Origin of the sequence: Stenotrophomonas sp. AS012628 (assembly GCF_010608305.1) — a bacterium.
Classification (GTDB): Bacteria; Pseudomonadota; Gammaproteobacteria; order Xanthomonadales; family Xanthomonadaceae; genus Stenotrophomonas; species Stenotrophomonas geniculata.
In genome coordinates this window covers 1-24,221 of the sequence record NZ_VMBJ01000052.1, presented here as the reverse complement: position 1 = coordinate 24,221, position 24,221 = coordinate 1, and the positions used below count along the sequence as shown (strand labels likewise).

The window sequence follows — 24,221 nt, the reverse complement described above, 5'->3', positions numbered from 1 at the left end:
GTGAATGCAGCAGCCTTATACCGTAGCCGGGTCGCGCTTGCCGGTGTCGATGCCGTACTTGTCGATGGCCTCCTGCATCCGCGAGCGCTCGATGCGGCCTTCGTCGGCCAGCGACTTCAGGGCTGCCAGCACGATGAAGTGGCGATCCACTTCGAAGAACGTGCGCAGCGACTCACGCGTGTCGGAACGGCCGAAGCCATCGGTGCCGAGTGCGGTGAAGCGACGGTCGTTGATGAAGGGACGGATCTGGTCGCCGACGATCTTCATGTAGTCGGTGGCCACCACCACCGGGCCCTCATGGCCCTGCAGGCACTGCTGCACGTAGGGTACGCGCGGTTCCTCGGCCGGGTGCAGCAGGTTCCAGCGTTCGGCAGCCAGGCCATCGCGACGCAGTTCGGTCAGGCTGGTGGCGCTCCACACATCGCTGGCGACGCCGAAGTCCTGCTGCAGCAGTTCTGCCGCGGCTTCCACTTCGCGCAGGATCGAGCCGCTGCCCATCAGCTGCACGCGTGGCTGCGAGGCGGTATCGGCGGCTGCCGGATGCAGCAGATACAGGCCCTTCAGGATGCCCGCTTCCACGCCCTCCGGCAGCGCCGGCTGCGGGTAGTTTTCGTTGAGCACGGTGATGTAGTAGTAGATGTCTTCGTGGTCGACATACATGCGGCGCAGGCCGTCATGGATGATCACCGCCAGCTCGTAGTTGTAGGTCGGGTCGTAGGACACGCAGCTCGGAATCACCGACGACAGCACGTGGCTGTGGCCGTCATCGTGCTGCAGGCCTTCGCCCATCAGCGTGGTGCGGCCCGACGTGGCACCGAGCAGGAAGCCGCGGGTACGTGCATCGGCAGCGGCCCAGGCCAGGTCACCGACACGCTGCAGGCCGAACATCGAATAGAAGATGTAGAACGGAATCGTGGCCAGGCCGTGGTTGCTGTAGGCGGTGCCGGCGGCGATCCACGAACAGATCGCTCCGGATTCATTGATGCCTTCCTGCAGGATCTGGCCGTCCTTGGCTTCCTTGTAATAGCTCAGCTGGCCGGCATCCTGCGGGGTATACAGCTGGCCCAGGTAGGAGTGGATGCCGATCTGGCGGAACAGGCCTTCCATGCCGAAGGTGCGCGATTCATCAGGCACGATCGGAATCACCAGCTTGCCCAGGTCCGGGTCCTTCAGCAGGCTGGTGAGGATGCGCACGAAGCCCATCGTGGTGGACTGGCCACGATCGCCGCTGCCCTGCAGCTGGGTGTTGAAGATCGACAACGGCGGCAACGGCAGCGGATCGACCTTCGCCAGCCGCGCCGGCAGCTGGCCGCCCTGGATGCGGCGGCGCTCGGCGAAGTAGGCGGCCTCGGCGCTGCCCGGCTCCGGACGCAGATAGGGCATCTCCTCCAGCTGCTCGTCGCTGACCGGCAGGTTGAAGCGGTCGCGGAAGGCGCGCACCGCATCGGCGCTCATCTTCTTCAGCTGGTGGTTGATGTTCTGGCCTTCGCCGGCTTCGCCCATGCCGAATCCCTTGACCGTCTTGGCCAGGATCACCGTCGGCCGGCCGCGGGTGTTCACCGCCTGCTGGTAGGCGGCGTACACCTTCTGCGGATCGTGGCCACCACGTGCCAGCGCCCAGATCTCGTCGTCGCTCATGTGCGCGACCCGCTCCAGCAGCTCGGGGTAACGGCCGAAGAAGTGTTCGCGCACATAGGCGCCGCTCTGCGACTTGAAGGTCTGGTAGTCGCCATCCACGCATTCCATCATGCGCTGGCGCAGCAGGCCGCTGTGGTCGCGGGCCAGCAGGTCGTCCCAGCCGCTGCCCCAGATCAGCTTGATCACGTTCCAGCCGGCCGCGCGGAAGGTGCCTTCCAGTTCCTGGATGACCTTGGCGTTGCCGCGTACCGGACCGTCCAGGCGCTGCAGGTTGCAGTTGACCACGAACACGAGGTTGTCCAGCCGCTCGCGGCCAGCCAGGGAAATTGCCGCCAGCGATTCGGGCTGGTCCATTTCGCCGTCGCCGAGGAAGGCCCAGACCTTGCGGCCCTGGTGTTCTTTCAGGCCGCGGTATTCCAGGTAGCGCATGTAGCGCGCCTGGTAGGCGGCGGTCAGCGGGCCCAGCCCCATCGATACGGTGGGGAACTGCCAGAACTCCGGCATCAGGCGTGGGTGTGGATACGAGGACAGGCCTTCGCGGCCGGCTTCGCGGCGGAAGTTGTCCATCCGTGCCGGATCGATGCGGCCCTCCACGTACGCGCGGCCGTAGATGCCCGGCGCGGAGTGGCCCTGGATGTAGATCATGTCGCCGTCGAAGGTGTCGGTGCGGCCACGGAAGAAGTGATCGAAGCCGACGTCGTACAGCACTGCCGCGGACTGGTAGGTGGCGATGTGGCCGCCGACATTGGAATGCTTGCCGGCACGCAGCACCATCACCATCGCGTTCCAGCGGATCATCGCGTTCAGGCGGCGCTCGATGGCCAGGTCACCCGGGTAGGCCGGCTGGCGCTCGGGCGGGATGGTGTTGACGTAGGCGGTCCAGGCACGGGTATGCAGGTCGCCGTGCTGCTGCGCGTCCAGATCGCTCAGCTGGTCGATCAGGTAGTGCGCGCGCTGCCGGCCGCCGGCCTGCATCACCGCCTCCAGCGATTCACGCCACTCCCGCGTTTCCAGCGGGTCGGTATCGAAGGGGATCAGGGCTTGGTTCATGACGGTCTCCAGAGGGCGCCGGTCGGACTTCTGCCTGGGCGACAACACCGGCAGGGCGCACAGCACTGGAGCGGGGTCGCAACGGCGGGGCCGTGACGCGAAGGGCGACCGTGGCGGCCACCGAGAAGACAAGCGTAGGCCGGGCCCCCTGGCTTCGATAGGCGGGCCCGGCTTGGGTCTCTGGCAAGCAAGGGTTGGCACCGCGCGCCGTATCATGCGCGCATGCGCTGGGTGCGGCCGCTGATCAGGCCGGGGACAGCCCAGGCAGGAACACCGGGATGATCGCCACGCCGACGCCCAGCAGGCACCAGGCGACAATGGGCAGCCAGCGCGCCAGGCGTTGGGCGGGTTCCGGTGCACGACGGCCACCGATCCACAGCAGCAGCGTGAGCAAGCCCAGTGCATAGGCGAGAGCGACGATCACCGGATGCACATGGATGACCCGGCTGGGCGGCCACATCTGCTGCTGGTAGGCGGTGGTGTGGGCGACCAGCAGCAGGAACAGCAGGCTGCTGAGGGTGTTGATGGCGGTGCGTGCGTTCATTGCTGGGCACTCCTTGTGCCGGCTGCCGGGACATTGCAGGGGCGGCATTCTAGCGGCTGCCTGCCGGTCGTTGAAACGCCACTGTCATCGATGGCGGTCACCCTGCGGGGCTTTCCAGCCTCGGGGTGGTTGGCCGGCCGTGAACAGCGTGAGGATCTGGGAGAAGAGCTACGCGCTGCGGCGCCGGCTGCTGCGTGGCTTCTTCCTGCGTCGCGGTTCGGCCAGCGAGGATGCCGAAGACCTGGCGCAGGAGGTCTACCTGCGCCTGCTGCGCAGCACCGGCGAAGATGCCGATGCGGTCGAGAACCCGGAAGCCTACCTGTTCACCGTGGCGGCCAACCTGGCGCGCGAGCATGCGCGCGCGCGGTCGTCGCTGCCGCCGCTGGAAGATGTCGATCTGCTGGCCGAAGTGCTGAAAAGCGAAGAAGACATCGAAGGCGAATTCGAGCGTGCGCAGCGCTGGAACGATATCCGCACCACCATCGCACGACTGCCTGCAACCACGCGGCGGGTGATGGAGCTGCATTACCGCGATGGGCTGGATTGCCCGGCAATCAGCCAGCAGCTGCAGGTGTCGGTGCACATGGTGCGCAAGCACATCGGCAAGGGGCTGGAGGCCTGCAGGAAGGCGCTGGGCGCCAGGGAGCACACATGAACCGGAACTCTTCGCCCGTGGCCGACGACACGCTCGCCTGCGAGGCCATGGACTGGTTCCTGCGCAATCGCGACGGAACACTGGGTGAGGCCGAGCGGGTTGCGTTCCTGGACTGGATGAAGCGCTCGCCGGAGCACGTGCGCGCCTATATGCACGCCCTCGCGCTGCACCGGCAGGTCGGTGAGGCGCTGCAATCGCCGTTGCCTGAAGAGGCGCCGGTGCCACCGCGTCAGGTCGCTGCCAAGGTGGTGCCGCTGTTCGGTAGCGTGCACGCGCCGCCGCGCGCTGTGCCGCGTCGCGGTCGTGCGCGCTGGTGGGTGGCGGCTGCCGCAGCCTGTATCGCCCTGCTCGGCGTGGGCCTGGTTCCGCAGCTGATGCCCACCGCGCAGCTGTACAGCGCCGACCATGGTGAATTGCGTGACCTGGTGCTGCCCGACCAGACCCAGGTGCGGCTCAACGCGGACAGCCTCCTGCGGGTACGCATGGGCTGGTTCAGCCGCAAGGTGGAGCTGCTGCAGGGCGAGGCCACGTTCGATATCGCCCGTGACCGCCGTCCGTTCGAGGTGGAGGTGAACGGCCTGGAGATCCGAGACATCGGTACGGTGTTCGATGTGTCCCGACGGTTGCAGAGCACGCGCATCGGCGTGGTTTCCGGCGCGGTGGAGATCTGGAGCCAGGGTGCGGACGCCCGGCGTCTTGCGCAACTGGGCGAAGGCCGGGTGGTGCAGGTCGATGCGCGCAGCCATGCGGTGGAGTCGCTGGACGTACCGTTGTCGATGCTGCTGGATTGGCAGCAGCGCAAAGTGTCCTTCCTGGATGAACGGCTGGACGAGGTGGCCGCTGCCTTCAACCGGCACAACCAGGTACAGGTCCGCGTGCTGGACGAAGGCGCTGCATCGGCACGGTTGTCGGGCAGTCTCGATGCGCATCGCATCGGTGCGCTGCAGGCCTTCCTCGAACGCGACCCGCGTTTCCTGGTGAGGCGCGAAGGCGACACCGTGCGGGTCGGCAGTCGCTGAGGCCGACGTGGCCGTGGACTGTCAGAAAAAATTCATCGAATCCGCGTTCTCCACTTCGGTGGATGCGGGCTCTTACTTGGGAGAAGCCACTGCCGAGCCACGCAGCGGCGCCTGCTGCCTTCTCTCTTCCAAGGACCCGTGATGCGCAACACGCTCTACCTGTCGATCATCCTCGCCCTGTCTCCCTGCAGCGTGCCGCTGGCGGTCGCGGCCACTGCCGATGGCCTTGAGGCCCGCGTTTCGGCGCCGATCGCGGCGCAGCCGTTGGCACGTGCACTGGAGCAGTTGTCGCGCAGTTCCGGAGTGCAGTTCCTGTACTCGGCCGGCGGTGATGCGCGCATGGCCGGTGCGGTGCCGCGCGGTGCTACCGTCAAGCAGGCGCTGGACGCACTGCTGGCCGGGACCGGCCTGGGCTACACCGTGGTGGATGGCAACGTCATCGCCATCGATCCGGCGCCCGTAAGCAACGCGCCGAAGCCGGCCGCGCCGAAGCCGCGCGAGGCAGAGGCGGTGGTGGCGCCAACCCTGGACACCGTCAAGGTGATTGCCGCGCACGAGGTGATCGACCAGAAGAAGTCGTCGCCAGTGATCAAGGATTCGGTGGTCTACGACGAGATGGACAGCTATGGCGACGAGACCCTGGCCGAGAGCCTGATGGCCGCTCCAGGCCTGAGTGCGGTGGAGGATGCCGGCGAGCCACGTTACGTGACCGTGCGCGGCGTACAGGCCAACCTCAACTACACCACCATCGATGGCATCGCGATTGCCAGCGTGGGAGGCAGTGGCTCCGGCGAGCGCATGAACAACCTGCAGCTGATTCCCAGCGACATCGGCACCCGTACCGACATCTACAAGAGCTTCAGTGCGGAGCAGGCACCGGATGCGATCGGCGGCGTGATCGACATCATCAGCCGCAGTGCTTTCGACCGGTCCGGCAAGTACGTGTTTGCCGATGTGGCGGGCATCCATTCCACCGCCGAGACCAACGTCGAGCGCAGCGCAGGCGGCAACCACGAGACTCTGGGCCACTTCGGCAAGAGCGCCAAGATGGTGTTCTCCAACCAGTTCGGCGCCGACCAGGAATTCGGCATCGTTGCGGTGGCGCGCTATGAACAGCGCTCGCGCAACAGCGTCAAGCGCTGGGTGGAGTCGAACTACTACTACAACGATGCTGGCAAATACCTCACTGACGGTACCACGGGTCCGGACGAGGCCAAGGGCTGGAACGGGCTGCGTGCGCCTGGCAACTTCAGCACCGGCACCTATACCAACTTCATCACCAACTTCGGCGGCTCTGCCAAGCTCGAGTGGAAGCCCTCGGATGATCCGTTCTACGCATCGCTGCTGCTGTACTCGTACCGGTTCTACGAGAACTCGACGATGAACAAGACCGATCTGTACGGCAATGCCAAGTTTCCGATCCGTAACCAGACCGGGGACAGCGGCACCACCCAGATCAACAGCATCTACATCAAGAACCGTCACGACCGCTGGGACCGCAGCAACCGTGGTGCCATCGCCAGTTTCAACTGGGACATGGGCGACCGTTCGCGGCTGACCCTGCGTGGCGGCCATACCGAAGAGACCTTCCACAACAACCAGGTCTACTGGGGTGTGCGCGCCTACCCAAGCAATCTGTTCGTCGACTACGAGAACGACAGCCATGGGTTCCCCAACGCGGTGGCGGTTTCCGATTCCAGCCTGCTGACCAGCTCCGCGTTCAAGCTCAATCCGGCGCAGGCCTATGTCTCCCCGCGCGATGCCAAGGAGAGCATCGACAACCTGCGCGCCGATTTCAGCTACAACATCGACGCCGATGCGCGTGGCTTCGGCCTGGCCGCCGGCGCCGAGTACCGCCATCTGAAGATCTGGCAGGACATCGACTTCGACTACTTCAAGAGCAATGCCACGCTCAACGATTACCTGTATCCGGGTTCGACGCTGCTGGGCAGCGTGCCGGGCTTCCCGCTGATCGACAACCGCAAGTGGAACGAGGAACTGCTGCCGAAACTGGGCAACAACAATGCGGCGTATCCGAATGCCAACTTCACCAGCGACTACACGTATGTGGAGGACATCACCAATGCCTATGTATCCGCGCACTACGCCTGGGACCGGCTGCTGCTGATCGGCGGCCTGCGCTACGACCACACCCGCTTCGATGCCTACAGCCCGTTCAGCGATGATGGCGGCACTACCTATACCTCCGCCTTCCGCAATACGAGCGGTGGCTACAACAACCTGCTGCCTTCATTGAATGCGACGTTCAAGCTGAGCGAGGACCAGCGCCTGCGCTTCTCCGCCAGCCGCACGCTGGGCCGGCCGACGCCGAGCAACATCGCCCAGGCCACCAGTACCAGTTGTGGCGATGACGAGGAGGGCAGGGGCTTCTGCAGCATCAAGCAGGGCAATGCCGATCTGCAGCCGCGACGTTCCACCAACATCGACCTGGCGTGGGACCTGTACTTCAACGGAAACAACGGCCTGGTCTCGGTGGCGCTGTTCGACAAGGTGATCAAGGACGACATCTACACCCTGACCACCTTCGAGAACGTGGGTGACACGAGCTACCGGGTGACCCAGCCGATGAACACCGATGAGTCCACGCTGCGCGGCGTCGAGTTCGCGGTGGCCAACCGCAACCTGCAGTGGGGCCGCCAGCGCTTCGACATGTACTTCAACGCCACGCGGCTGGAAGGTCAGACCAACTACCGCATCAGCGATGGCACCGAGCGCCGCCTGGACCGCCTGCTGTACCAGCCGGACTGGTCGCTCAATGGCTCGGTGATCTGGCGCATGCCGTGGAAGAGCGCGCAGCTGCGTTTGTCCGGCACCTACCGCAGCCGGATGCTGGTCGACTTCGGCGACACCCAGTGGCTGGATTCCTACTACGACCCGTACATGACCTTCAACATGGCCTTCAGCCACAAGGTCAGCAAGCACGTGACGCTGAAGTACGAAGCCAAGAACCTGTTCAACACCCAGCCGACCTACAGCACCGGCCCGAACGGGCGCTTCCGTACCGAGATCGACGACTACGGCCGCTTCTTCTACTTCCACATCATCTACAACTGAGGGCACAGCCGTGGAGACGATCAATCGCAGGCGATTCCTGGCCCTGGCCGGCCTGTCCGCTGCCGGTGCCTGGATGGGCACGGCACACGCGCTGGCCGCGCAGGCCGATGCCACCGCGCTGAACCCGCGCAACCTGCTGGCCAAGCCGCGCTTTGCCAGCACACCCTTCACCCTGGGCGTGGCCTCGGGTGATCCCTCGGCCGATGGCATGGTGCTGTGGACGCGCCTGGCGACCGAACCGCTGGTGTTCGGCGGTGGCATGCCGACCCGGCCGATGGCGGTCGAGTGGCAACTGGCAGCAGACGATGGCATGCGCAAGGTGGTGCGCCAGGGTTCGGCAATGGCGCATCCCGAACTCGGCCACGCCGTGCACGTGGAGCTGGACGGATTGGCGCCCGGACGGCCCTACTGGTACCGCTTCACCGTAGGCGGCCACGCCAGTGCGGTCGGTTGTACCCGCACGCTGCCCGCAGCCACGGCCGCAGTGGATCGCGTGCGCTTCGCGGTGGCCGGTTGCCAGCACTACGAAGAAGGCCACTACACCGCGTGGCGGCGCATCGCCGAGGAACCGCTGGATTTCGTCTTCCACTACGGTGATTACATCTACGAAGGCGAAAGCCAGCCTGGCCTGCGGAAGATGAACGGCCAGCCGTTCACCAACCTGCGCAACCACGTCGGCCCGCAGATCTATACGCTGGATGATTACCGTCGCCGCTACGCCCAGTACAAGAGCGATCCCGACCTGCAGGCCGCGCATGCGGCGGCACCGTGGTTCGTCACTTTTGACGACCATGAAGTGGACAACAACTGGGCCGGTGCCGAAGACCAGGATGACACGCCCAGCGAAGTGTTCCTGCTGCGTCGCGCACAGGCGTTCCAGGCCTACTACGAGAACATGCCACTGCGCCGCTCGGCATTCCCGCGCGATGGCCACATGCAGATGTACCGACGCGCACGCTACGGCACGCTGATGGACCTGCACCTGCTCGACACCCGCCAGTACCGCAGCAAGCAGGTGAACATGGCGTTGCGTGAGGAGGTGGAATCGCCAGAGCGCAGCATTGTGGGGGCGAAGCAGGAGCGCTGGCTGTTCGACGGCCTGGCCGATGCTGCACCACGCTGGCACACGATTGCCCACCAGGTGGCGCTGGGCAACTACATGCGCGAGAAGGACGGCGTGGTGCAGTCGTCCGACGACCAGTGGTCAGGCTATCTGGACAGCCGCCGGCGCCTGCTTGACCACATCCAGAAGGTGGGCTTCGGCAACGTGGTGACCGCCTGCGGCGACGCGCATCGCCACTATGCCAGCGATCTGGTGCAGGACCACCGTGACTCGGGCGTGATCTCCAGCGAGTTCCTCGCCACGTCGATCACTTCCGGCGCCGATGGCCAGGGTGTGGACGCGTATGCCAGCAACCAGATTGCGCACAGCCCCTATCTGAAAGCGACCACCGACAAGCGTGGCTACGTGCTGTGCGATGTCACCCGCGATGCGTGGATCGGCGACATGAAGACGCTGGATACCGTGATGCAGCCGAATGGCGCGGTGCAGAGCTGGAAGCGCTATGCGGTGGAGCATGGCCGGCCGGGGCTGCAGGAAGCCTGAATCTACCGGTCTACCCTGTAGAGCCGAGCCCATGCTCGGCTGCTTTTCCGGTCAGCTATCGAAGAGCAGCCGAGCATGGGCTCGGCTCTACAGAGATCCTTCAATCGTGATCGAAGCGCAATGGCTCGCTGCCCATCGCCGGATCACTGGTGCCGGGGCGCCCATCCTCGGCGCGGCCGGCCAGGCGCAGGGCACTGTCGCCCGCACCGACGAGCAGGTCGTACCAGCCTGCGGTGGGCGTTGCGTCCCACGCCAACGCGGTCTCTGCATGTGCGGGCAGCACCAGCGTCTGCTCGGGCATATGCCCGGCATAGGCGCCCGGCTGCACACGCACCTGCTGCGCGCTGTCACCCAGATTGCGCAGGCGGAGCCGCAGTTGGCCATCCGCACGATCGGTTGAAGCCTGCACGGCAGGACCCGTGGCCGCTCCCTGGAAGTGGCGGTGGAAGCCGTTCGGGCCCAGCAGCCACAGGTCATAGCGACCCTGGGCGTCCAGCGGCCAGCGCTCGCGCAGCGGCATGCCCGGCAGCAGCGTGTAGCGGCGTGGCACCGCATCCAGCCGCAGCCGGTCGTAAACATGCAGCACTGCTGCTGCGCCTTCGCAGGACAGCGCCAGATCCACACCCGAGGCGTCGACAGCGGCAATCGATGCCTGCGGCCGGTAGGGCAGGGCACGCGCCGGGCGTACACCGCTTTCCTGTTTCGCCGGCTTCAGTCCCTCGGGCAACGCGGGCACGGTGCGTCCCGGCAGGGCGGCGGCACGCGCGGCCACCGCGCTCACGTCCGGCAGGCCGCGTACGAACGGGCGGGTATCGCGCTGGGCGAAGTCGAACGCGTTGCTCAGGTCACCGCAGACCGCACGGCGCCACGGCGAGATGTCCGGTGCGGCCACGCCGAAGCGACGTTCGATCAGGCGTATGACCGAGGTGTGGTCGTACACCTGCGAATCGACCCAGCCACCGCGGCTCCACGGCGAGATCACATACAGCGGCACGCGCGGACCCAGCCCATATGGGCGGCCACGCAGTTCGGCGAGGTCGTACTTCTCGTCGCCCGGTGCCGGATGGCGGTGGTACTCGCCCTCGGTACTGACCGAAGACGCACCGGCCCAGCCGGTGCCCAGCGGTGAAGGCGGTGCCGGTGGCGGCATGTGGTCGAAGAAGCCGTCGTTTTCGTCGAACATCAGCAGCAGGGCGGTGCGGCTCCACACTTCCGGATTGGCGGTCAGCGCGTCCAGCACGCGTGCCGTATAGGCCGCGCCCTGTGCCGGGCTGGACGGGCCAGGATGTTCGCTGCCGGCAGCGTCGGCAATGATGAAACTGACCTGCGGCAGGCGCCCGTCCAGCACATCCTGGCGCAGCTGCGGCAGGCCACGGGTGCTGACACCGCGTGCGCGCAGCTGCGGATCATGCCCGGGTGCAGCGCTGTAGGCCCGACGGAACGCATCGAAACCGGCCAGCGGGTTGTCGGTGAAGTTGTCGGCCATGTCCTGGTAGATCTGCCAGGACACGCCGGCCTTCTGCAGGCGCTCGACATGGCTGGTCCAGCGGTAGGACGCCGGATGCCCGCCGTGCTCGGGGAAGTTGTCGTGCGAGTTGGCGATCACCGGGCCACCGGCGCGGGCCTGTGCATCGTTGTGGCCGGTCCACAGGAACACCCGGTTCGGGTTGGTGCCGGCCTGCATCGCGCAGTGGTACGCATCGCAGATCGTGAAGGCATCGGCCAGCGCGAACTGGAACGGCAGGTCGTTGCGCTGGAAGTAGCCCATCGAGTGGTTCTGCTTGGCCTTCGGCCATTGCCCCATGCGCCCGTGGTCCCAGGCGCGCTGCGCATCGGGCCAGGTATGCGGCGTGCCTTCCACGCGCATGTAGCCGAAGTGCGCGGCGGTATCCAGCGGAAATGGCGCGATCGCACGCTTGCCGCTGGCATCAGGCTGCAGCCACAGGCTGCGGGTGCGGCCACCCGCTTCCAGCGCGGCGGCCGGGGCGACGAACCGATCACCGAAGCCACGCACGCCCGGCAGCGTGCCGAAGTAGTGGTCGAACGAACGGTTCTCCTGCATGAACACCACGATGTGCTGCAGGTCTTCGAGGCTGCGGGTCTGCGCCGCAGGCGCGATCGCTGCGGCCCGGGCGATGCTGGGCAGCAGCGGGGAAAGGCCGGCGGCAACGCCGGCCTGCAACAACCGGCGTCGGCCGATATCGGTCACGGGCTCACTCACAGGTCCACGCGGAAGGAGATGCCGACGGTGCGCGGAGCGCCGATGAAGGCATTGTCGCGGCCGTCCACCCCTGCAAGATACCGCTTGTCGGTGAGGTTGCTCACCACCAGGTTGGCACCCATGCCCTTCAGGCGTGGCGACAGGCCCTGCAGGTCGAAGCCGATGTTGGCGTTGAACACGGTGGCCGAGGGCAGCTTGTTGACGTTGGCGGCATCGAGGTAGCGCGTGCCCAGGTAACGGCCGGAGAGACCGAAGTTCCAGTTGGCGCCCTGCCAGTCGGCCGACAGCACCAGGGTGTTCTCCGGCTGGCCGATCACCTTGGCGCCGTCGACGATGCCCAGCTGGGTATCGCGGGCGGCATTGCCGCTGCCCAGGTACTTGGAGCGGTTGTAGGTGTAGGCCGCGTTGATCCGCCAGCCATTGTCCCAGCCATAGCCGAACGCCGCTTCCAGGCCGTTGCTTTCCACGCCACCGAAGTTCTCGTAGACGCCGTCGGTTTCGCCCAGGTAATCGATGCCGCTGACGAAGCCCGCTGGCAGGTAGACGATGCGGTTGTCGAACTTGATGTTGTACAGCGTGACCGAGGCGGTCAGCGGCCAGCGGCTGATGCGCATGCCCACTTCGATGTTGTCGGCGGTTTCCGGCTCGACGTTGCGGAAGCGCTGCGGGTCGGTCTCGCCAAGCACGCCGGACGGAATCGCGGCGAAGTTCTGCGAGAAGCCGGCGAACAGCTCCATGCCTTCCACGCCGGGTGCCCAGGTGAAGCCGGTGGAGAGCAGCGGATCGGACTTGGAATCGGAGGTCACGTGCTCGCTTGCACCGATCACGCGGCGGCGCGACTGGTCGACGAAGAACTGCTTCACGCCCAGGCGCGCGCTGAACGGACCGAAGCGGGCCACGTCCTCGACGTAGTACATCTGCTCGTCAACCTTGTACTTGTCCTCGAACTGCACCCAGTACGGCTGGTGGTCGAAGTCGATGCTCTGGCCGACAGCGAGCAGGCGATGCCAGTCGCGGCGCGCCGAGCGGTCCAGCTTCTCCACCCACAGGCCGCCACGGATCGTGTTGTCGACCGCGCCGAAGGTCTGCCGCCACTCGACGTCGGCGGTCACGCCCATGCGGTCGTTGTCGTAGTGCGTGTGGCGATACGACTGCGCGCCCAGCACATTGCCGGCGTAGCAGTTCGGATCGTACTCGGCGGTGAAGCCCAGCCGCGGCGTGCAGCTGGCCAGGCGCTGTGCGGCGCTGCCGTCGGGATTGACGAAGAAAATCTGGCCACGGTTGCTGCCGCCGTACACGGTTTTCCCACCGATGTACTCCGACTCGGGGCGGCCGGCACCGTCATCGCTGACCTGCGCCAGGTACGGCGGCAGCCAGTCGCCGCGGCCCTGCATGCGGTGCCCGTAGGCGGCCACCGAGGCCTTGAATCCATTGCCGCCATCGAACGCTGCGCGCAGGTAGCCGAAGGTGTTCTCGCGCAGCGCACGCGAACCGGAACGATAGTTCTGGTCCAGGTAGGGAATGCCGGTGAGGGTGCCGACCAGGTTGTCGCGCTCCGGGTTGGTGGCGAAGCCCTTCGGCGAAACGCTGGTGTATTCCGGCTCGTCGGCGTCGTTGTAGGACAGGTAGCCGGTCAGCGTCCAGCGATCCAGTTCGGTGATGAACTTGCCGGCGATGTGGTCGTTGCTGGCGTGGCCGGTGCCGTCGATCCAGTCGTGCACCTTCGACGAGGAGGCGCTGACCCAGGCGCGGGTGTGGCCGCCGAGCTGGCCGGTGTCGTAGCGCACGTAGTACTTGCGTGCCTCGTTGTCACCGGCGCCGACTACGAAGCGCAGGCGGCTGTCCTGCAGCGGGTCGCTGGTGAGGAAGTTGAGCGTGCCGCCCAGCGCCTCGTTCGAGCGCGAGGAGATATCAGCGGTGCCCTGGCTGACCTCCACCGTCTCCAGGTCGAGGGTGTCGATGTAGCGGTTGGCCAGCGAACCGCCACCGTAGCCGGAGCCGCCGTTGGGCAGGCCGTCGATGGTGGTGCCGATCTGCTGCGTATCGCGATTGGTGACGAAGCCGCGCATGCTGATCTGCGTGCCCCATACCGAAGAACCCGTGGCATCGGCTTCACTGACCACCACGCCGGGTACTTCGTTGAGCGCGTCGTTGACGCTGCTCATCACGGTCTGCCGGTTCAGCGTTTCCGCGCGCACCGAGGTCTTGGCGTAGCTGGTGGCCTGGCCGATTACCTGTACCTGGTCCAGGGTACGGGCATCACTGCTGCGCGCTTGGCCCGTATCGCCCTGCGGTGCTTCTGCGAGGGCGTCCAGGGCGGGGGCGATCAGCAGGGCCAGCAGCGAGACACGGGGAAAACGCGCAATCGTTCGCATCGAAACCGGACCTTCAGAGGGAGGAAGCCCCGGAGTGTCGGCAGCGCCAATGACATCGGCATGACGTGGCGATGCAGGAATCGTGTTGTGTGACGGCCGGCACCTGCTGCCTGTTTCAGTACCGCGCGTCCTTGGGTTTCGGGTCGCGCGGCCAGTCCTTGCCCTTGTTGGCGAAGTCCGGCCGCGGCTGGTTGATGAAATAGCCGGCGATGTCCACCGCGTCCTGGTCGGGCATCACCTGCTGTCCCAGTGGCGGCTCGCGGGTCACCGCCGGCGGCATGTTGTGCTTGACGAAGCCGGCGGCCTTGTACAAGCGCGCCATGCCGGCGCCGATGTTGAAGCTGTGGTCGCCCCATAGTGGCGGGAAGGCGATGTCACCGCTGGCGTCGCGCCGTCCTTCGCCGTTGTCGCCATGGCACGCGGCACACTGCACGGCGTACAGCGCCTGGCCACGGATCGGGTCCGGGGTCAGCGTGCTGTCGATCGGCCCCTCACTGGGGGCGGCCACCTTTGCACCCTCTGGCACAGGACTGCTCAACCACGCCATGTAATCGAGCATCGCGCGCATCTGCGGCGAGTCCTTCGGCAGCGGTTTGCCGTTCATCGAACGCTGCAGGCAGCCGTTGATGCGCTCGGTCAGCCCGATCACCTTGCCCGGGCGCGGCATGTAGCGCGGATAGGCGCCGCCGCCGGTATTGAAGTAGTGATTGCCGAACGGCCGCTTGCCTTCGGCCATGTGGCACGAGTTGCAGTTCAGATCGTTGCCGACATTGTCCGGCAGCAGCCGTGCGGTCTCGTTGAGGATGCGGCGGCCGAGCATCACCGATTCGGCATTGCCGATCCCGGCGATCTCTTCGGCGCTGGGTGCGTGGTAGTGGCTGACCACCTTGCCCTGCGCATCGAGGATATCGATCGTGCTGGCCACAGCGGCATCCAGGTCCGGATACAGATGACGGTAGGCGAGGGCACCGGCGCCCGCCAGCGCCACGAGGGTGATCGCACTGCCGATCAGCAGGCGGGAACGCGTGCGCGAACGCTTCATTGTGCGGTCTCCTGCGGAACGTAGTGCACGGGCTTGTCGCGCACCACCCGGCGCATGCGCGCCACGTCGACCTCGCTCACTGCGCTGGCCTGGTTGCCCCAGCTGCTGCGGATGAAGGTCAGGATCTGTGCCAGCTGCGCGTTCGGCAGCTGCTCGAAGCCTGGCATGGTGAAGGCCATGCGGTCATGCGGGGTATGCGGCGTGCGGCCGCCGATCAAGGTCACCTGCACCAGCGAACTGGGGTCATCGGCGAACACGATCGAGTTGCCGGCCAGCGCCGGATAGACGCGGGGCATGCCGCGCCCGTCGGCACGGTGGCAGGCCTGGCAGTGCTCCGCATAGGCCAGCGAACCGGCAACACGGTAGTCGCCGCTGCGCAGTGCGGCGGTGGTGGTGTCGGTACCGGGGGACCACTGCGCACTGCGGCCCTCACGCGCCGGCAGCTGTTTCAGGTAGCGGGCCATGGCCAGCAGGTCGGCGTCGGACAGGTACTGCGTGCTGTGCTCGACCACATCGGCCATGCCACCGAAGGCCGCCGATCGATCGGTGCGACCGGTGCGCAGGAAGTCGACGATCTCGCCCTCGCTCCAGCTGGCCAGGCCGGTCGATTCATTGCGCAGGTTCTTCGCATACCAGCCTTCCAGCACCGAACCGGACAGGAACTGGCGGCTGCCATCGTCGGCCATGGCCTTTTCCTGGAAGGCCAGGCCGCGTGGCGTATGGCAGGCACCGCAATGCGCCAGGCCTTCAACCAGTTCAGCGCCGCGCTGCTGGCCGGCATCCAGCTTCGGATCCGGGCTGAAGCTGCGTGGGCGCGCGAACAGCAGCTGCCACCAGGCCAATGGCCAGCGCATGTTGGCCGGCCACGGGATGGTGCTGTCGGCGTTGTCCTGTTTCACCGGCTGCACCGAGCCCATGAAGTAGGCGTAAAGCGCCTTGACCTCGGTATCGCTGGCGATCACATACGAGGCGTACGGCATGGCTGGATACAACGGCTGGCCATCGCGGCGGATGCCACGGCGCACCGCGCGTTCGAAGTCAGCGTAATCGTAGGCACCGATGCCGGTCTGCGGATCCGGCGTGATGTTGGTCGAGTAGATCGTGCCCATCGGCGTCTGCATGCCGAGGCCACCGGCGAACGGCTTGCCGCCCGGTGCGGTATGGCAGGCCGCGCAATCGGCGGCGCGCGACAGGTACTGGCCCTGCGCGATCAGCGTCGGGTCGTGGATATCGACCTGCGCCGTCTGCCGCGGCGCAAACCAGTAGGGCGTGGTGCGGGCGATGCCGTAGGCGGCGGCCAGCGAGGCGGCCAGGGCAATGGCGAGCTTGAGCGAGGTGCGCATGGTGGAACTGTGGAGATTCCCCCGCGCGCGTTCATTGATCCGGATCAATGACTGAACGGATACAGCTTGTACACCAAGCTGAATCGTTCCTGCGTTGTCATCAAGCCGTCATCCATGCGCGATAGATGGCCCGCGCCCGCGTCGCTAACCTGCCACGCTGTCGCACCTTTTCCTCGATTGCCCATGAAGCGCCTGCTGCTGTTGTTGCTGGCGTGCGCCGGCCTGTGGCTGGCTGCATGCTCGTCCTCGATCAATGCCTCGTCCACCTCGCTCGCCGATCGGCTGATCGCGCCGGGTGGCGTATCGACCCTGCTCGATCGTCCGCGCATTGCCGCGGCCATTGCCGAACTGCCCAATCGCCACGGCTTCGCGCCGGGCCGCGATGGCGTGCCGATCTTCTGGCGTGTGTTCGATCCTGGCGATTACGGCGCGCGTTACCACTACCTGCCGCAGCGCCACGAGAACGGCCTGCCGCTGGATACCGGCTTGAGCCTGGCAGTACCGCGACCGTTCCGCGCGCAGGCACCGCGCGGCACCGTGGTGCTGCTGCACGGCTGGATGATGAATGGTGATTCGATGCTGCCGTGGTCGTTGCAGCTGGCCGAATCCGGCTACCGCGTGGTCACGCTCGACCTGCGCAACCATGGACAGTCCGGTACTGGGCCGTCGGGCTATGGCACCTATGAATCCGACGATGTGGTGGATGTAATCGGCGAGCTGCGCGCACGTGGTGAAGTAACCGGCCCGCTGTACCTGTTCGGCGTGTCCTACGGCGCCGCCACAGCGGTATTCACCGCCGACAAGCTCGGCGACCAGGTGGAAGGCGTGGTGGCGATGGAATCGTTCGCCAATGCCGGTGTAGCGATCCGCACGATGATCCCGCACCTGATGGGACTGCAGCCGGAAGGCCTGAAGGCGCAGGCGGTGGCGTCGTACGCGCGCTGGCGCTACGGCGGCCAGGACATCAACCAGGTAATCGCCGCCGCCAGCCGCCGCATCGACGTCGATCTGGACCGCGTGGATGTAGCGCGTGCGCTGGCCGATACCCGCGCCTGCGTGCTGCTGCTGCACGGGCAGGGCGATCAGCACATACCCGTCAGCCAGGGCCGCGAGCTGGCCCAGGCCAATCCGCGCGCCCACTACATCGAGATGCGCGGCGAGGACCACATCACCCTGCCGCTGCGGCTGGATCTGCTGGCCGGAGTGGTCGACGACTGGATGGCGCGCGACGAGCACCATCCGCAAAGCGCCTGCCCGGCACCGCAACTGCCGGCCCAGGCCGAGTGGCTGACGCGCAGCTGAGAAAAGGGGACGGAGGGGATCAAGTCGTTTCCCGCACACCAAGGCAGGAAACGACTTGATCCCCTCCGTCCCCTTTTTCTGTCAGGCCACCCGTCGTGCCAGTGCTCGCGCGGATGCGGCTACGCCCAGCAGCAGCGCGGCCACGCACAGGAAGGCGAAGCCGAGGCTGGTGCCGTGTGCCAGTGCACCGATCGCTGCCGGGCCGGCGAGGATACCGGCGTAACCCAGCGTGGTCACCGCAGTGATGGCGATGCTCTCCGGCATTACCCGCTGCTGGCCGGCCATCGAGAACAGTGCCGGCACGATATTGGCGCAGCCCAGCCCGACCAGCACATAGCCCGCCAACGCCACCGGGAACGACGGTACCAGCGTGGCCAACGTGAACCCGGCTGCGGCGGTGATGCCGCCGAAGACCAGGGTGCGGGTGCGGCCGAGGCGCTCGACGATGCCGTCGCCGAACAGGCGCATCGCGGTCATCGCCAGCGTGAACAGCGCGAAGCCGGCGCCGGCCTGGTCACGCGGCACCTGCCGCACTTCGGCCAGGAACACCGCGCTCCAGTCCAGCATCGAGCCCTCGGCGAGGAACACCACGAAGGCCAGCACGCCGATGAACAGCACCACGCCGTGCGGCAGCGCCAGCAGTGGGCCTTCGTGCAGGATCCGTTGCGGTCGCCAGTGCGGCGCCGACAGCACCGCGACCAGCAGCAGTGCCGCCACCGACACCAGCGCGGCCAGCCACAGCGGTGTACCCAGGATCAGCAGGCCGGTCATGCAGCCGGCGCCGACGAAGCCACCGATGCTGTAGAAGGCGTGGAAGCCGGACATCATTGCGCGCCCGGCGTCGCGCTCGACCGCGACCGCCTGCATGTTCATCGCACAATCCAGCGCACCGACGCCGGCGCCGAACACGAACAGGGCCGCGCCCAGCGCCACCGGCGAGGGCGCCAGCACCAGCAAGGGCAGGGCGCACAGCATCATCGCGCAGGTGATCACCATCACCCGTCGGCAACCCAGCCGCCCGGTCAGCGCGCCCGCCAACGGCATCGCCAGCAGCGAGCCGAGCCCGAGGCACAGCAGCACGGCGCCAAGGCTGGCGTCGGACAGCCCGGCCTTGGCCTTGGCGTAGGGCACCATCGGCGCCCACGCGGCGGTGGCGAATCCGGGAATGAAGAAGGCGGCACGGGTGGCGTGCTGCTGGGCACGTGGGGATGAAGGCGTCATGCGCGATGCGAAGCTCCAGGGGACCTTCATGAAAACGTTTTCAGGCCGGATCGGCAAGTGCCATGCGTGACATCGGGCGACGCATACGATTGCAGTGACTCGATCGCGTCACCAGCGATTAACGTCGCCCACGGACAGTGGCTGCACGGTCGGCACCCCGCCGGCCGCTGCCGGAGATCCGTACATGAGCACGACACCGACCATCCTCCTCGTCCATGGATTCTGGAGGCGGGGCCGCACACTGGGCCAAGGTGATCCTGGAACTGCATCGCAACGGCCACGACCGGGTGCAGGCGGTGGAATTGCCGCTCACGTCGCTGGCCGACGACGCAGGACGCACCCAGAAAATGATCCGGCAGATCGACGGTCCGGTGCTGCTGGTCGGCCACTCCTACGGCGGTGCGGTGATCAGCCAGGCCGGTAACGAGCCCAACGTGAAGGGCCTGGTCTACATCGCTGCCTTCGCGCCTGATGCCGGCGAGAGCCCGGGTGGCATCACCCAGCAGAACCTGCCGGAGGCGGCGCCGAATCTGGCACCGGACAGCGATGGCTACCTCTGGCTGCGTGCGGACAAGTTCCATGAGAGCTTCTGCCAGGACCTGAGTGCCGACGAGGGCCGGGTGATGGCGGTGACCCAGAAGGCGCCGCTGGCCAGCACTTTCGGCGACACGGTCAGCGATCCGGCGTGGAAGCACCGGCCGAGCTGGTACCAGCTGTCCCGCCACGACCGCATGATCGCGCCGGAAAACCAGAAGGCCATGGCCGCAAGAATGCAGCCCAAGCGCCTGCTGGAGCTTGATGCCAGCCATGCCTCACTGGCCTCGCAGCCGAAGGAAGTGACCGCGCTGATCCTGGAGGCCTGCGCCGCCATCGGCGCCTGATCCCGCACCAGCACACCGCACGACAGCCGGGGCGCAGGGGAGTACACTCCTGCGCCTGCGGCCATCCGGCCGCGTCCCTCTCTTCCCTCCAGCCGCCGCCAGAGGATCCCACCCTATCGTGGAGGTCCCGCCGTGCTGTCTGTGCCTGTCCGTTTTCCGCGCTTGTTTCCGCGTCGCCTGCCGCTGCCGCATGCACTGGCTCAAGGCCTGCTACTGCTTGCACTGAGCAGCGGCACCGCTGCTGCCCAGTCCACCCAGGACGAGGACAAGGCCAAACCGGCACCCGCCTCGCAGACCCTGCAGACCGTGCAGGTCACCGCCAACCTGCTCGGTACCATCACCGAGGGCAGCGGCGCCTACACGCCCGGCACCATCGCCACCGCCACCCGCCTGGTGCTGACGCCGCGACAGACGCCACAGACCATCAGCGTGATCACCCGCGCACAGATGGATGACTTCGGCCTGCACGGCATCGATGACGTGATGCGGGTGACCCCCGGCATCAGCATCGTCACCTACGACAGCGAACGCACCGAGTACTACGCGCGTGGTTTCGCGATCCAGAACTTCCAGTACGACGGTATTCCGATGTCGCGTGACTCGGCCTACTCGGCGGGCAACACGCTCAGTGATACCGCGATCTATGACCGCATCGAAGTGCTCAAGGGCGCCACCGGCCTGCTGACCGGCATGGGTGATCCGGGCGCGACCATCAACCTGGTGCGCAAGAAGCCGGGCGAGGACTTCGCCGGCAGTGCCTCACTGGGTGTCGGCCGCTGGGATGACTACCGCGCCGAGCTCGATGTCGGTGGTCCGCTGACTGCCGATGGCCGCGTGCGTGGCCGAGCAGTGGGGGCCTGGGAAGACAAGCACTCCAACCTGGACAACTACCAGCGCACCAGCAAGGTCGGCTATGCCGTGCTGGAAGCCGATCTGGGCGAACGCACGCTGCTGTCGGTCGGTGGCGACGTGATGGACAGCGACCCGAAGGGCTCGACATGGGGCGGCATTCCGCTGCTGGACAGCGCCGGCAACTTCAACCGCATGCCGCGCTCGTTCAACAATGGTGCGCAATGGGCCGGCTGGCGCCAGTACGTGCGTACCGGTTTCGCTACGTTGGAGCACACGTTCGCCAACGATTGGATCGCCAAGCTGCAGCTCAACCACCAGGTCAACGGCTATGACGCCGCACTGGCCGGTGCCGCCGCCGGCAATCCCGATCCGTTGACTGGCGAGGGCGTCAGCCTGTGGCTCGGCAAGTACGTCGGCAAGACCGTCAGCAATGCCGCCGACTTCTATGTGAGCGGGCATTTCGGCCTGTTCGGCCGCGAGCATGAGCTGGTGGTCGGTGGCAGTGCCTCGCGCAAGCGCTGGACCAATACCGGCTACGGCCCGCAGGCGGGGTTCCCGGATACGGTGCCGGACTACCGCAGCTGGAATGGCGACATTGCCGAGCCGCAATGGCAGCGCAGCTACGAGAACAATGAAGTGACCCGCGAAAACGGCCTGTACGTGGTCGGCCGCTTCGACGTGGCCGATCCGTTGAAGCTGATCGTCGGCAGCCGTCTGGCCAGCTACCGTTCGCCGGACACGCGCGAGACCGGCGTCTATGTGCCATATGCCGGCGTGGTCTACGACCTCGGCGAGCACTATTCGGTGTATGCCAGCTACAGCACCATCTTCAAGCCGCAGGGCCAGCGTGACGAGCAGGGCAAGGCACTGGATCCGCTGGAAGGCCGCAGCTACGAGATGGGGCTGAAGGCCGAGTTCTTCGATGGACGCCTCAATGCCAGCGCGGCGCTTTTCCAGCTTGATCAGGACAACTTCGCCCAGCCCACCGGCGGCAAGACGCCGGATGGCCAGGATGCCTACCGCGCGTTGATGGGCGTGCGTACCAAGGGCTATGAGCTTGAAATGTCGGGTCAGCTGGCCGAGGGCTGGCAGGTGCAGGGTGGGTTCTCCCACAAGATCGCCCGCCAGGCGGGAACCAAGGTGACCACGCTGGAACCGGAGAACCAGTTCAGCCTGCACACCAGCTACCGCCTGCGCGGTGCCTGGCAGGGGCTCACGCTGGGCGGTGGCGCGCGCTGGCAGGATTCCACGTTTGGCGAGATCACCAACCCGGCCACCAGCGCGCAGGTCGTGCATCGCACCCAGCCGTACTGGCTGCTTGATGCGATGGCGCGCTACCAGTTCAACGATCGCCTGTCGGCCACGGTCAACGTCAACAACCTGCTCGACAAGCGGTACTACACGATCTTCAACTGGTACAGCACCTACACCTGGGGTGAGCCGCGCAATGTGCGGCTGACCTTGAACTACAGGTTCTGACACGGGTTTTGTAGAGCCGAGCCCACGCTCGGCTGCGGTTTGACAACCAGCCGAGCGTGGGCTCGCCTCTACAAGTACGCCCGCGATGCTGGATGGCATCGCGGGCGTTGTCGTTACAGCGGCAGGTCGAACACCAGCACTTCGGCATCATTGCCGTTTTCCAGCGTCAATTGGGCTTCGTCGCTGACCTGCAGTGCATCGCCGGCTTCCAGGGTGATGCCGTTGACCTGCAGCTGGCCACGCGCCACCTGCACATAGGCGCCACGGCCGTTGCCAAGCGCATGGTGCAGCTTCTGGCCGCCGTCGAGGATGGTGGCGAAGATGCGGGCATCCTGGTGGATGCGCAGCGAACCGTCGGCACCGTCCGGCGAGGCGATCAGGCGCAGCTGGCCGCGCTTGGTCTCCGGTGCGAAGTGGGTCTCCTCGTAGGACGGCGTGATGTTCTCGGTATCCGGGAAGATCCAGATCTGCAGGAAATGCACGGTCTCGTCGGCCGAGTGGTTGAACTCGCTGTGGCTGACGCCGCTGCCGGCGCTCATGCGCTGCACGTCGCCGTAGCGCAGCACCGAACCGGTGCCCATCGAGTCCTTGTGCTCCAGCGCGCCACCCAGCACGTAGGAAATGATTTCCATGTTGCTGTGGCTGTGGGTGCCGAAGCCCTGGCCGCCGATCACCTTGTCTTCGTTGATCACCCGCAGCGGGCCGAAGCTGACGTAGCGAGGGTCGTAGTAGTTGGCGAAGGAGAAGGTATGGCGCGAGGACAGCCAGCCATGCTCGGCCAGGCCACGGGTAGCGCTCTTGCGGATCTGCAGCATGATGGAATCTCCTTGTTCGATGGTTTCGATAGGGCGGGGTGGGCCGGTAGCCGCTGTGTTTCCCCGTTGAAGAGAAGTATCCACTTGCGCCCGGGGTTTGAAAAACGGATAGTTTTGACAGCCATCATCGAAAAATTCGAATGCTCAAGCTCAGCCTCGATGCCCTGCAGATCCTGGATGCCATCGACCGTCGCGGCTCCTTTGCCGGCGCCGGCAAGGCCCTGCACAAGGTGCCCTCGACCATCTCCTACACCGTGGCCAAGCTGGAGGAGGACCTGGGCGTGCAGCTGTTCGACCGGGTTGGCCCGCGCGCCGAGCCGACCGACGCCGGCCGCGCGCTGCTGGACGAGGGGCGGCACCTGCTGCGCGCCGCCCGCGAGCTGGAACTGCGGGTACGCAGGGTGGCGTCGGGCTGGGAGACCGAACTGACCCTGGCGGTGGACTCGGTGTTCCCGACCTGGCTGCTCGGCCCGGACATCGCCGCGTTTCGTGAGGCCGAGGCACCGACCCGGCTGCGATTGATCGGCGAGGCCCTGTCCGGCACCTGGGAGGCCCTGCTGGACCGCCGTGCCGACCTGCTGGTCGGTGCACCGGGCGAGGGCCCCAGTGGCGGTGGTTACGTGGTCGAGCCGCTGGGCACGGTGGAGTTTGTGTTCGCGGTCGCACCCGAACATCCATTGGCTGCAGTACCGGGCGTGCTCGGGCGCGAGCAGCTGGTCGAGCACTGCGCGATCGCCGTCTCCGATTCGGCGCGCCGGCTGTTGCCACGCACGGTCGGCCTGTTGATGGGGCAGGAGATGCTGACGGTGCCTGACATGGCCAGCAAGCTGAAACTGCAGTGCGAAGGCGTGGGCTTCGGTTTCCTGCCCGAGCCGTGCGCGCGCGCCGCGGTCGCGCGCGGCCAGCTGGTGATCCGTGAGGTGGAGGAGCACAAGCCGGAAGAAACCTTCTGGCTGGCCTGGCGCACCGGCGAGGACGGCGCCGCGTTGCGCTGGTGGCGCGAGCGCCTGCGCAGGCCGGAGCTGCTGTCCCAGTGGTGGCAGGCAATGGCCAGGGGGTAGGGGTTTGGCAGGGCTGCGCCCTGCACCCGCTACGAGCCAGAG

The 24,221-nt window shown here is 66.4% G+C and carries 15 protein-coding genes and 1 pseudogene; 8 read left to right on the top strand and 8 right to left on the bottom strand.

The window, feature by feature from the left end; all coding sequences use genetic code 11:
* Nucleotides 1-15 precede the first annotated feature (15 nt).
* Both aceE and G5A07_RS18475 read right to left on the bottom strand, forming a co-directional pair.
* A complete protein-coding gene (gene aceE / locus G5A07_RS18480) occupies nt 16-2,688 on the bottom strand; it encodes a pyruvate dehydrogenase (acetyl-transferring), homodimeric type (protein WP_191863771.1) in 2,673 nt (890 codons plus the stop codon).
* Between the two features lie 244 nt (nt 2,689-2,932).
* Nucleotides 2,933-3,232, bottom strand: a complete 300-nt coding sequence (locus G5A07_RS18475) for a hypothetical protein (RefSeq protein ID WP_043402433.1) — start codon at nt 3,230-3,232, stop codon at nt 2,933-2,935.
* Between the two features lie 139 nt (nt 3,233-3,371).
* Here G5A07_RS18475 and G5A07_RS18470 point away from each other — a divergent pair, with 139 nt between their 5' ends.
* The 4 genes from G5A07_RS18470 (at nt 3,372) to G5A07_RS18455 (ending at nt 9,587) form a co-directional block, all read left to right on the top strand.
* The gene (locus G5A07_RS18470) at nt 3,372-3,887 is read left to right on the top strand and encodes a sigma-70 family RNA polymerase sigma factor (RefSeq protein WP_049434751.1); all 516 of its coding nucleotides are present in this window, start codon (nt 3,372-3,374) and stop codon (nt 3,885-3,887) included.
* Nucleotides 3,884-4,906: a FecR domain-containing protein gene (locus tag G5A07_RS18465; protein ID WP_191863770.1), complete on the top strand. Its 1,023-nt coding sequence runs from the start codon at nt 3,884-3,886 to the stop codon at nt 4,904-4,906. Before G5A07_RS18470 ends, G5A07_RS18465 begins: the two co-directional genes overlap by 4 nt.
* A gap of 141 nt (nt 4,907-5,047) precedes the next feature.
* The gene (locus tag G5A07_RS18460) at nt 5,048-7,981 is read left to right on the top strand and encodes a TonB-dependent receptor (RefSeq protein WP_191863769.1); all 2,934 of its coding nucleotides are present in this window, start codon (nt 5,048-5,050) and stop codon (nt 7,979-7,981) included.
* Nucleotides 7,982-7,991: 10 nt separating this feature from the next.
* Entirely contained in the window at nt 7,992-9,587 is a 1,596-nt protein-coding gene (locus tag G5A07_RS18455; RefSeq protein ID WP_191863768.1) for an alkaline phosphatase D family protein, read from the top strand.
* A 100-nt stretch (nt 9,588-9,687) separates the two neighbouring features.
* On the opposite strand, the gene G5A07_RS18450 is transcribed toward G5A07_RS18455, so the two are convergent.
* The 4 genes from G5A07_RS18450 to G5A07_RS18435 all read right to left on the bottom strand — a co-directional run bounded on the left by G5A07_RS18450 (nt 9,688) and on the right by G5A07_RS18435 (nt 16,568).
* Entirely contained in the window at nt 9,688-11,796 is a 2,109-nt protein-coding gene (locus tag G5A07_RS18450; RefSeq protein ID WP_191863767.1) for a phospholipase C, phosphocholine-specific, read from the bottom strand.
* 8 nt (nt 11,797-11,804) lie between these two features.
* Nucleotides 11,805-14,183: a TonB-dependent receptor gene (locus G5A07_RS18445; protein ID WP_191863766.1), complete on the bottom strand. Its 2,379-nt coding sequence runs from the start codon at nt 14,181-14,183 to the stop codon at nt 11,805-11,807.
* 115 nt (nt 14,184-14,298) lie between these two features.
* A complete protein-coding gene (locus tag G5A07_RS18440) occupies nt 14,299-15,225 on the bottom strand; it encodes a c-type cytochrome (RefSeq protein ID WP_191863765.1) in 927 nt (308 codons plus the stop codon).
* Nucleotides 15,222-16,568 (bottom strand): cytochrome c, encoded by a 1,347-nt coding sequence (locus G5A07_RS18435; protein ID WP_191863764.1) that lies wholly within the window; start codon nt 16,566-16,568, stop codon nt 15,222-15,224. The genes G5A07_RS18440 and G5A07_RS18435 overlap by 4 nt, the downstream gene beginning before the upstream one ends.
* Nucleotides 16,569-16,751: 183 nt before the next feature.
* Here G5A07_RS18435 and G5A07_RS18430 point away from each other — a divergent pair, with 183 nt between their 5' ends.
* Complete coding sequence (locus tag G5A07_RS18430) at nt 16,752-17,870, top strand: alpha/beta fold hydrolase (RefSeq protein ID WP_057502727.1); 1,119 nt, start codon at nt 16,752-16,754, stop codon at nt 17,868-17,870.
* An 81-nt stretch (nt 17,871-17,951) separates the two neighbouring features.
* On the opposite strand, the gene G5A07_RS18425 is transcribed toward G5A07_RS18430, so the two are convergent.
* On the bottom strand, nt 17,952-19,091 hold the full coding sequence (locus G5A07_RS18425; protein ID WP_010484275.1) for an MFS transporter: 1,140 nt from the start codon (nt 19,089-19,091) through the stop codon (nt 17,952-17,954).
* Nucleotides 19,092-19,275: 184 nt separating this feature from the next.
* On the opposite strand from G5A07_RS18425, the pseudogene G5A07_RS18420 reads away from it, so the two are divergent.
* Nucleotides 19,276-19,972, top strand: a pseudogene (locus G5A07_RS18420) (alpha/beta hydrolase).
* A 132-nt stretch (nt 19,973-20,104) separates the two neighbouring features.
* Nucleotides 20,105-22,303 (top strand): TonB-dependent siderophore receptor, encoded by a 2,199-nt coding sequence (locus tag G5A07_RS18415; protein ID WP_043402399.1) that lies wholly within the window; start codon nt 20,105-20,107, stop codon nt 22,301-22,303.
* 113 nt (nt 22,304-22,416) lie between these two features.
* Here the strand turns inward: G5A07_RS18415 and G5A07_RS18410 are convergent, their stop codons facing one another.
* Nucleotides 22,417-23,118: a pirin family protein gene (locus tag G5A07_RS18410; protein WP_049434728.1), complete on the bottom strand. Its 702-nt coding sequence runs from the start codon at nt 23,116-23,118 to the stop codon at nt 22,417-22,419.
* Nucleotides 23,119-23,258: 140 nt separating this feature from the next.
* On the opposite strand from G5A07_RS18410, the gene G5A07_RS18405 reads away from it, so the two are divergent.
* Nucleotides 23,259-24,179, top strand: coding sequence for a LysR family transcriptional regulator (locus G5A07_RS18405; protein WP_043402395.1), 921 nt, complete (start codon nt 23,259-23,261; stop codon nt 24,177-24,179).
* Nucleotides 24,180-24,221 lie beyond the last annotated feature (42 nt).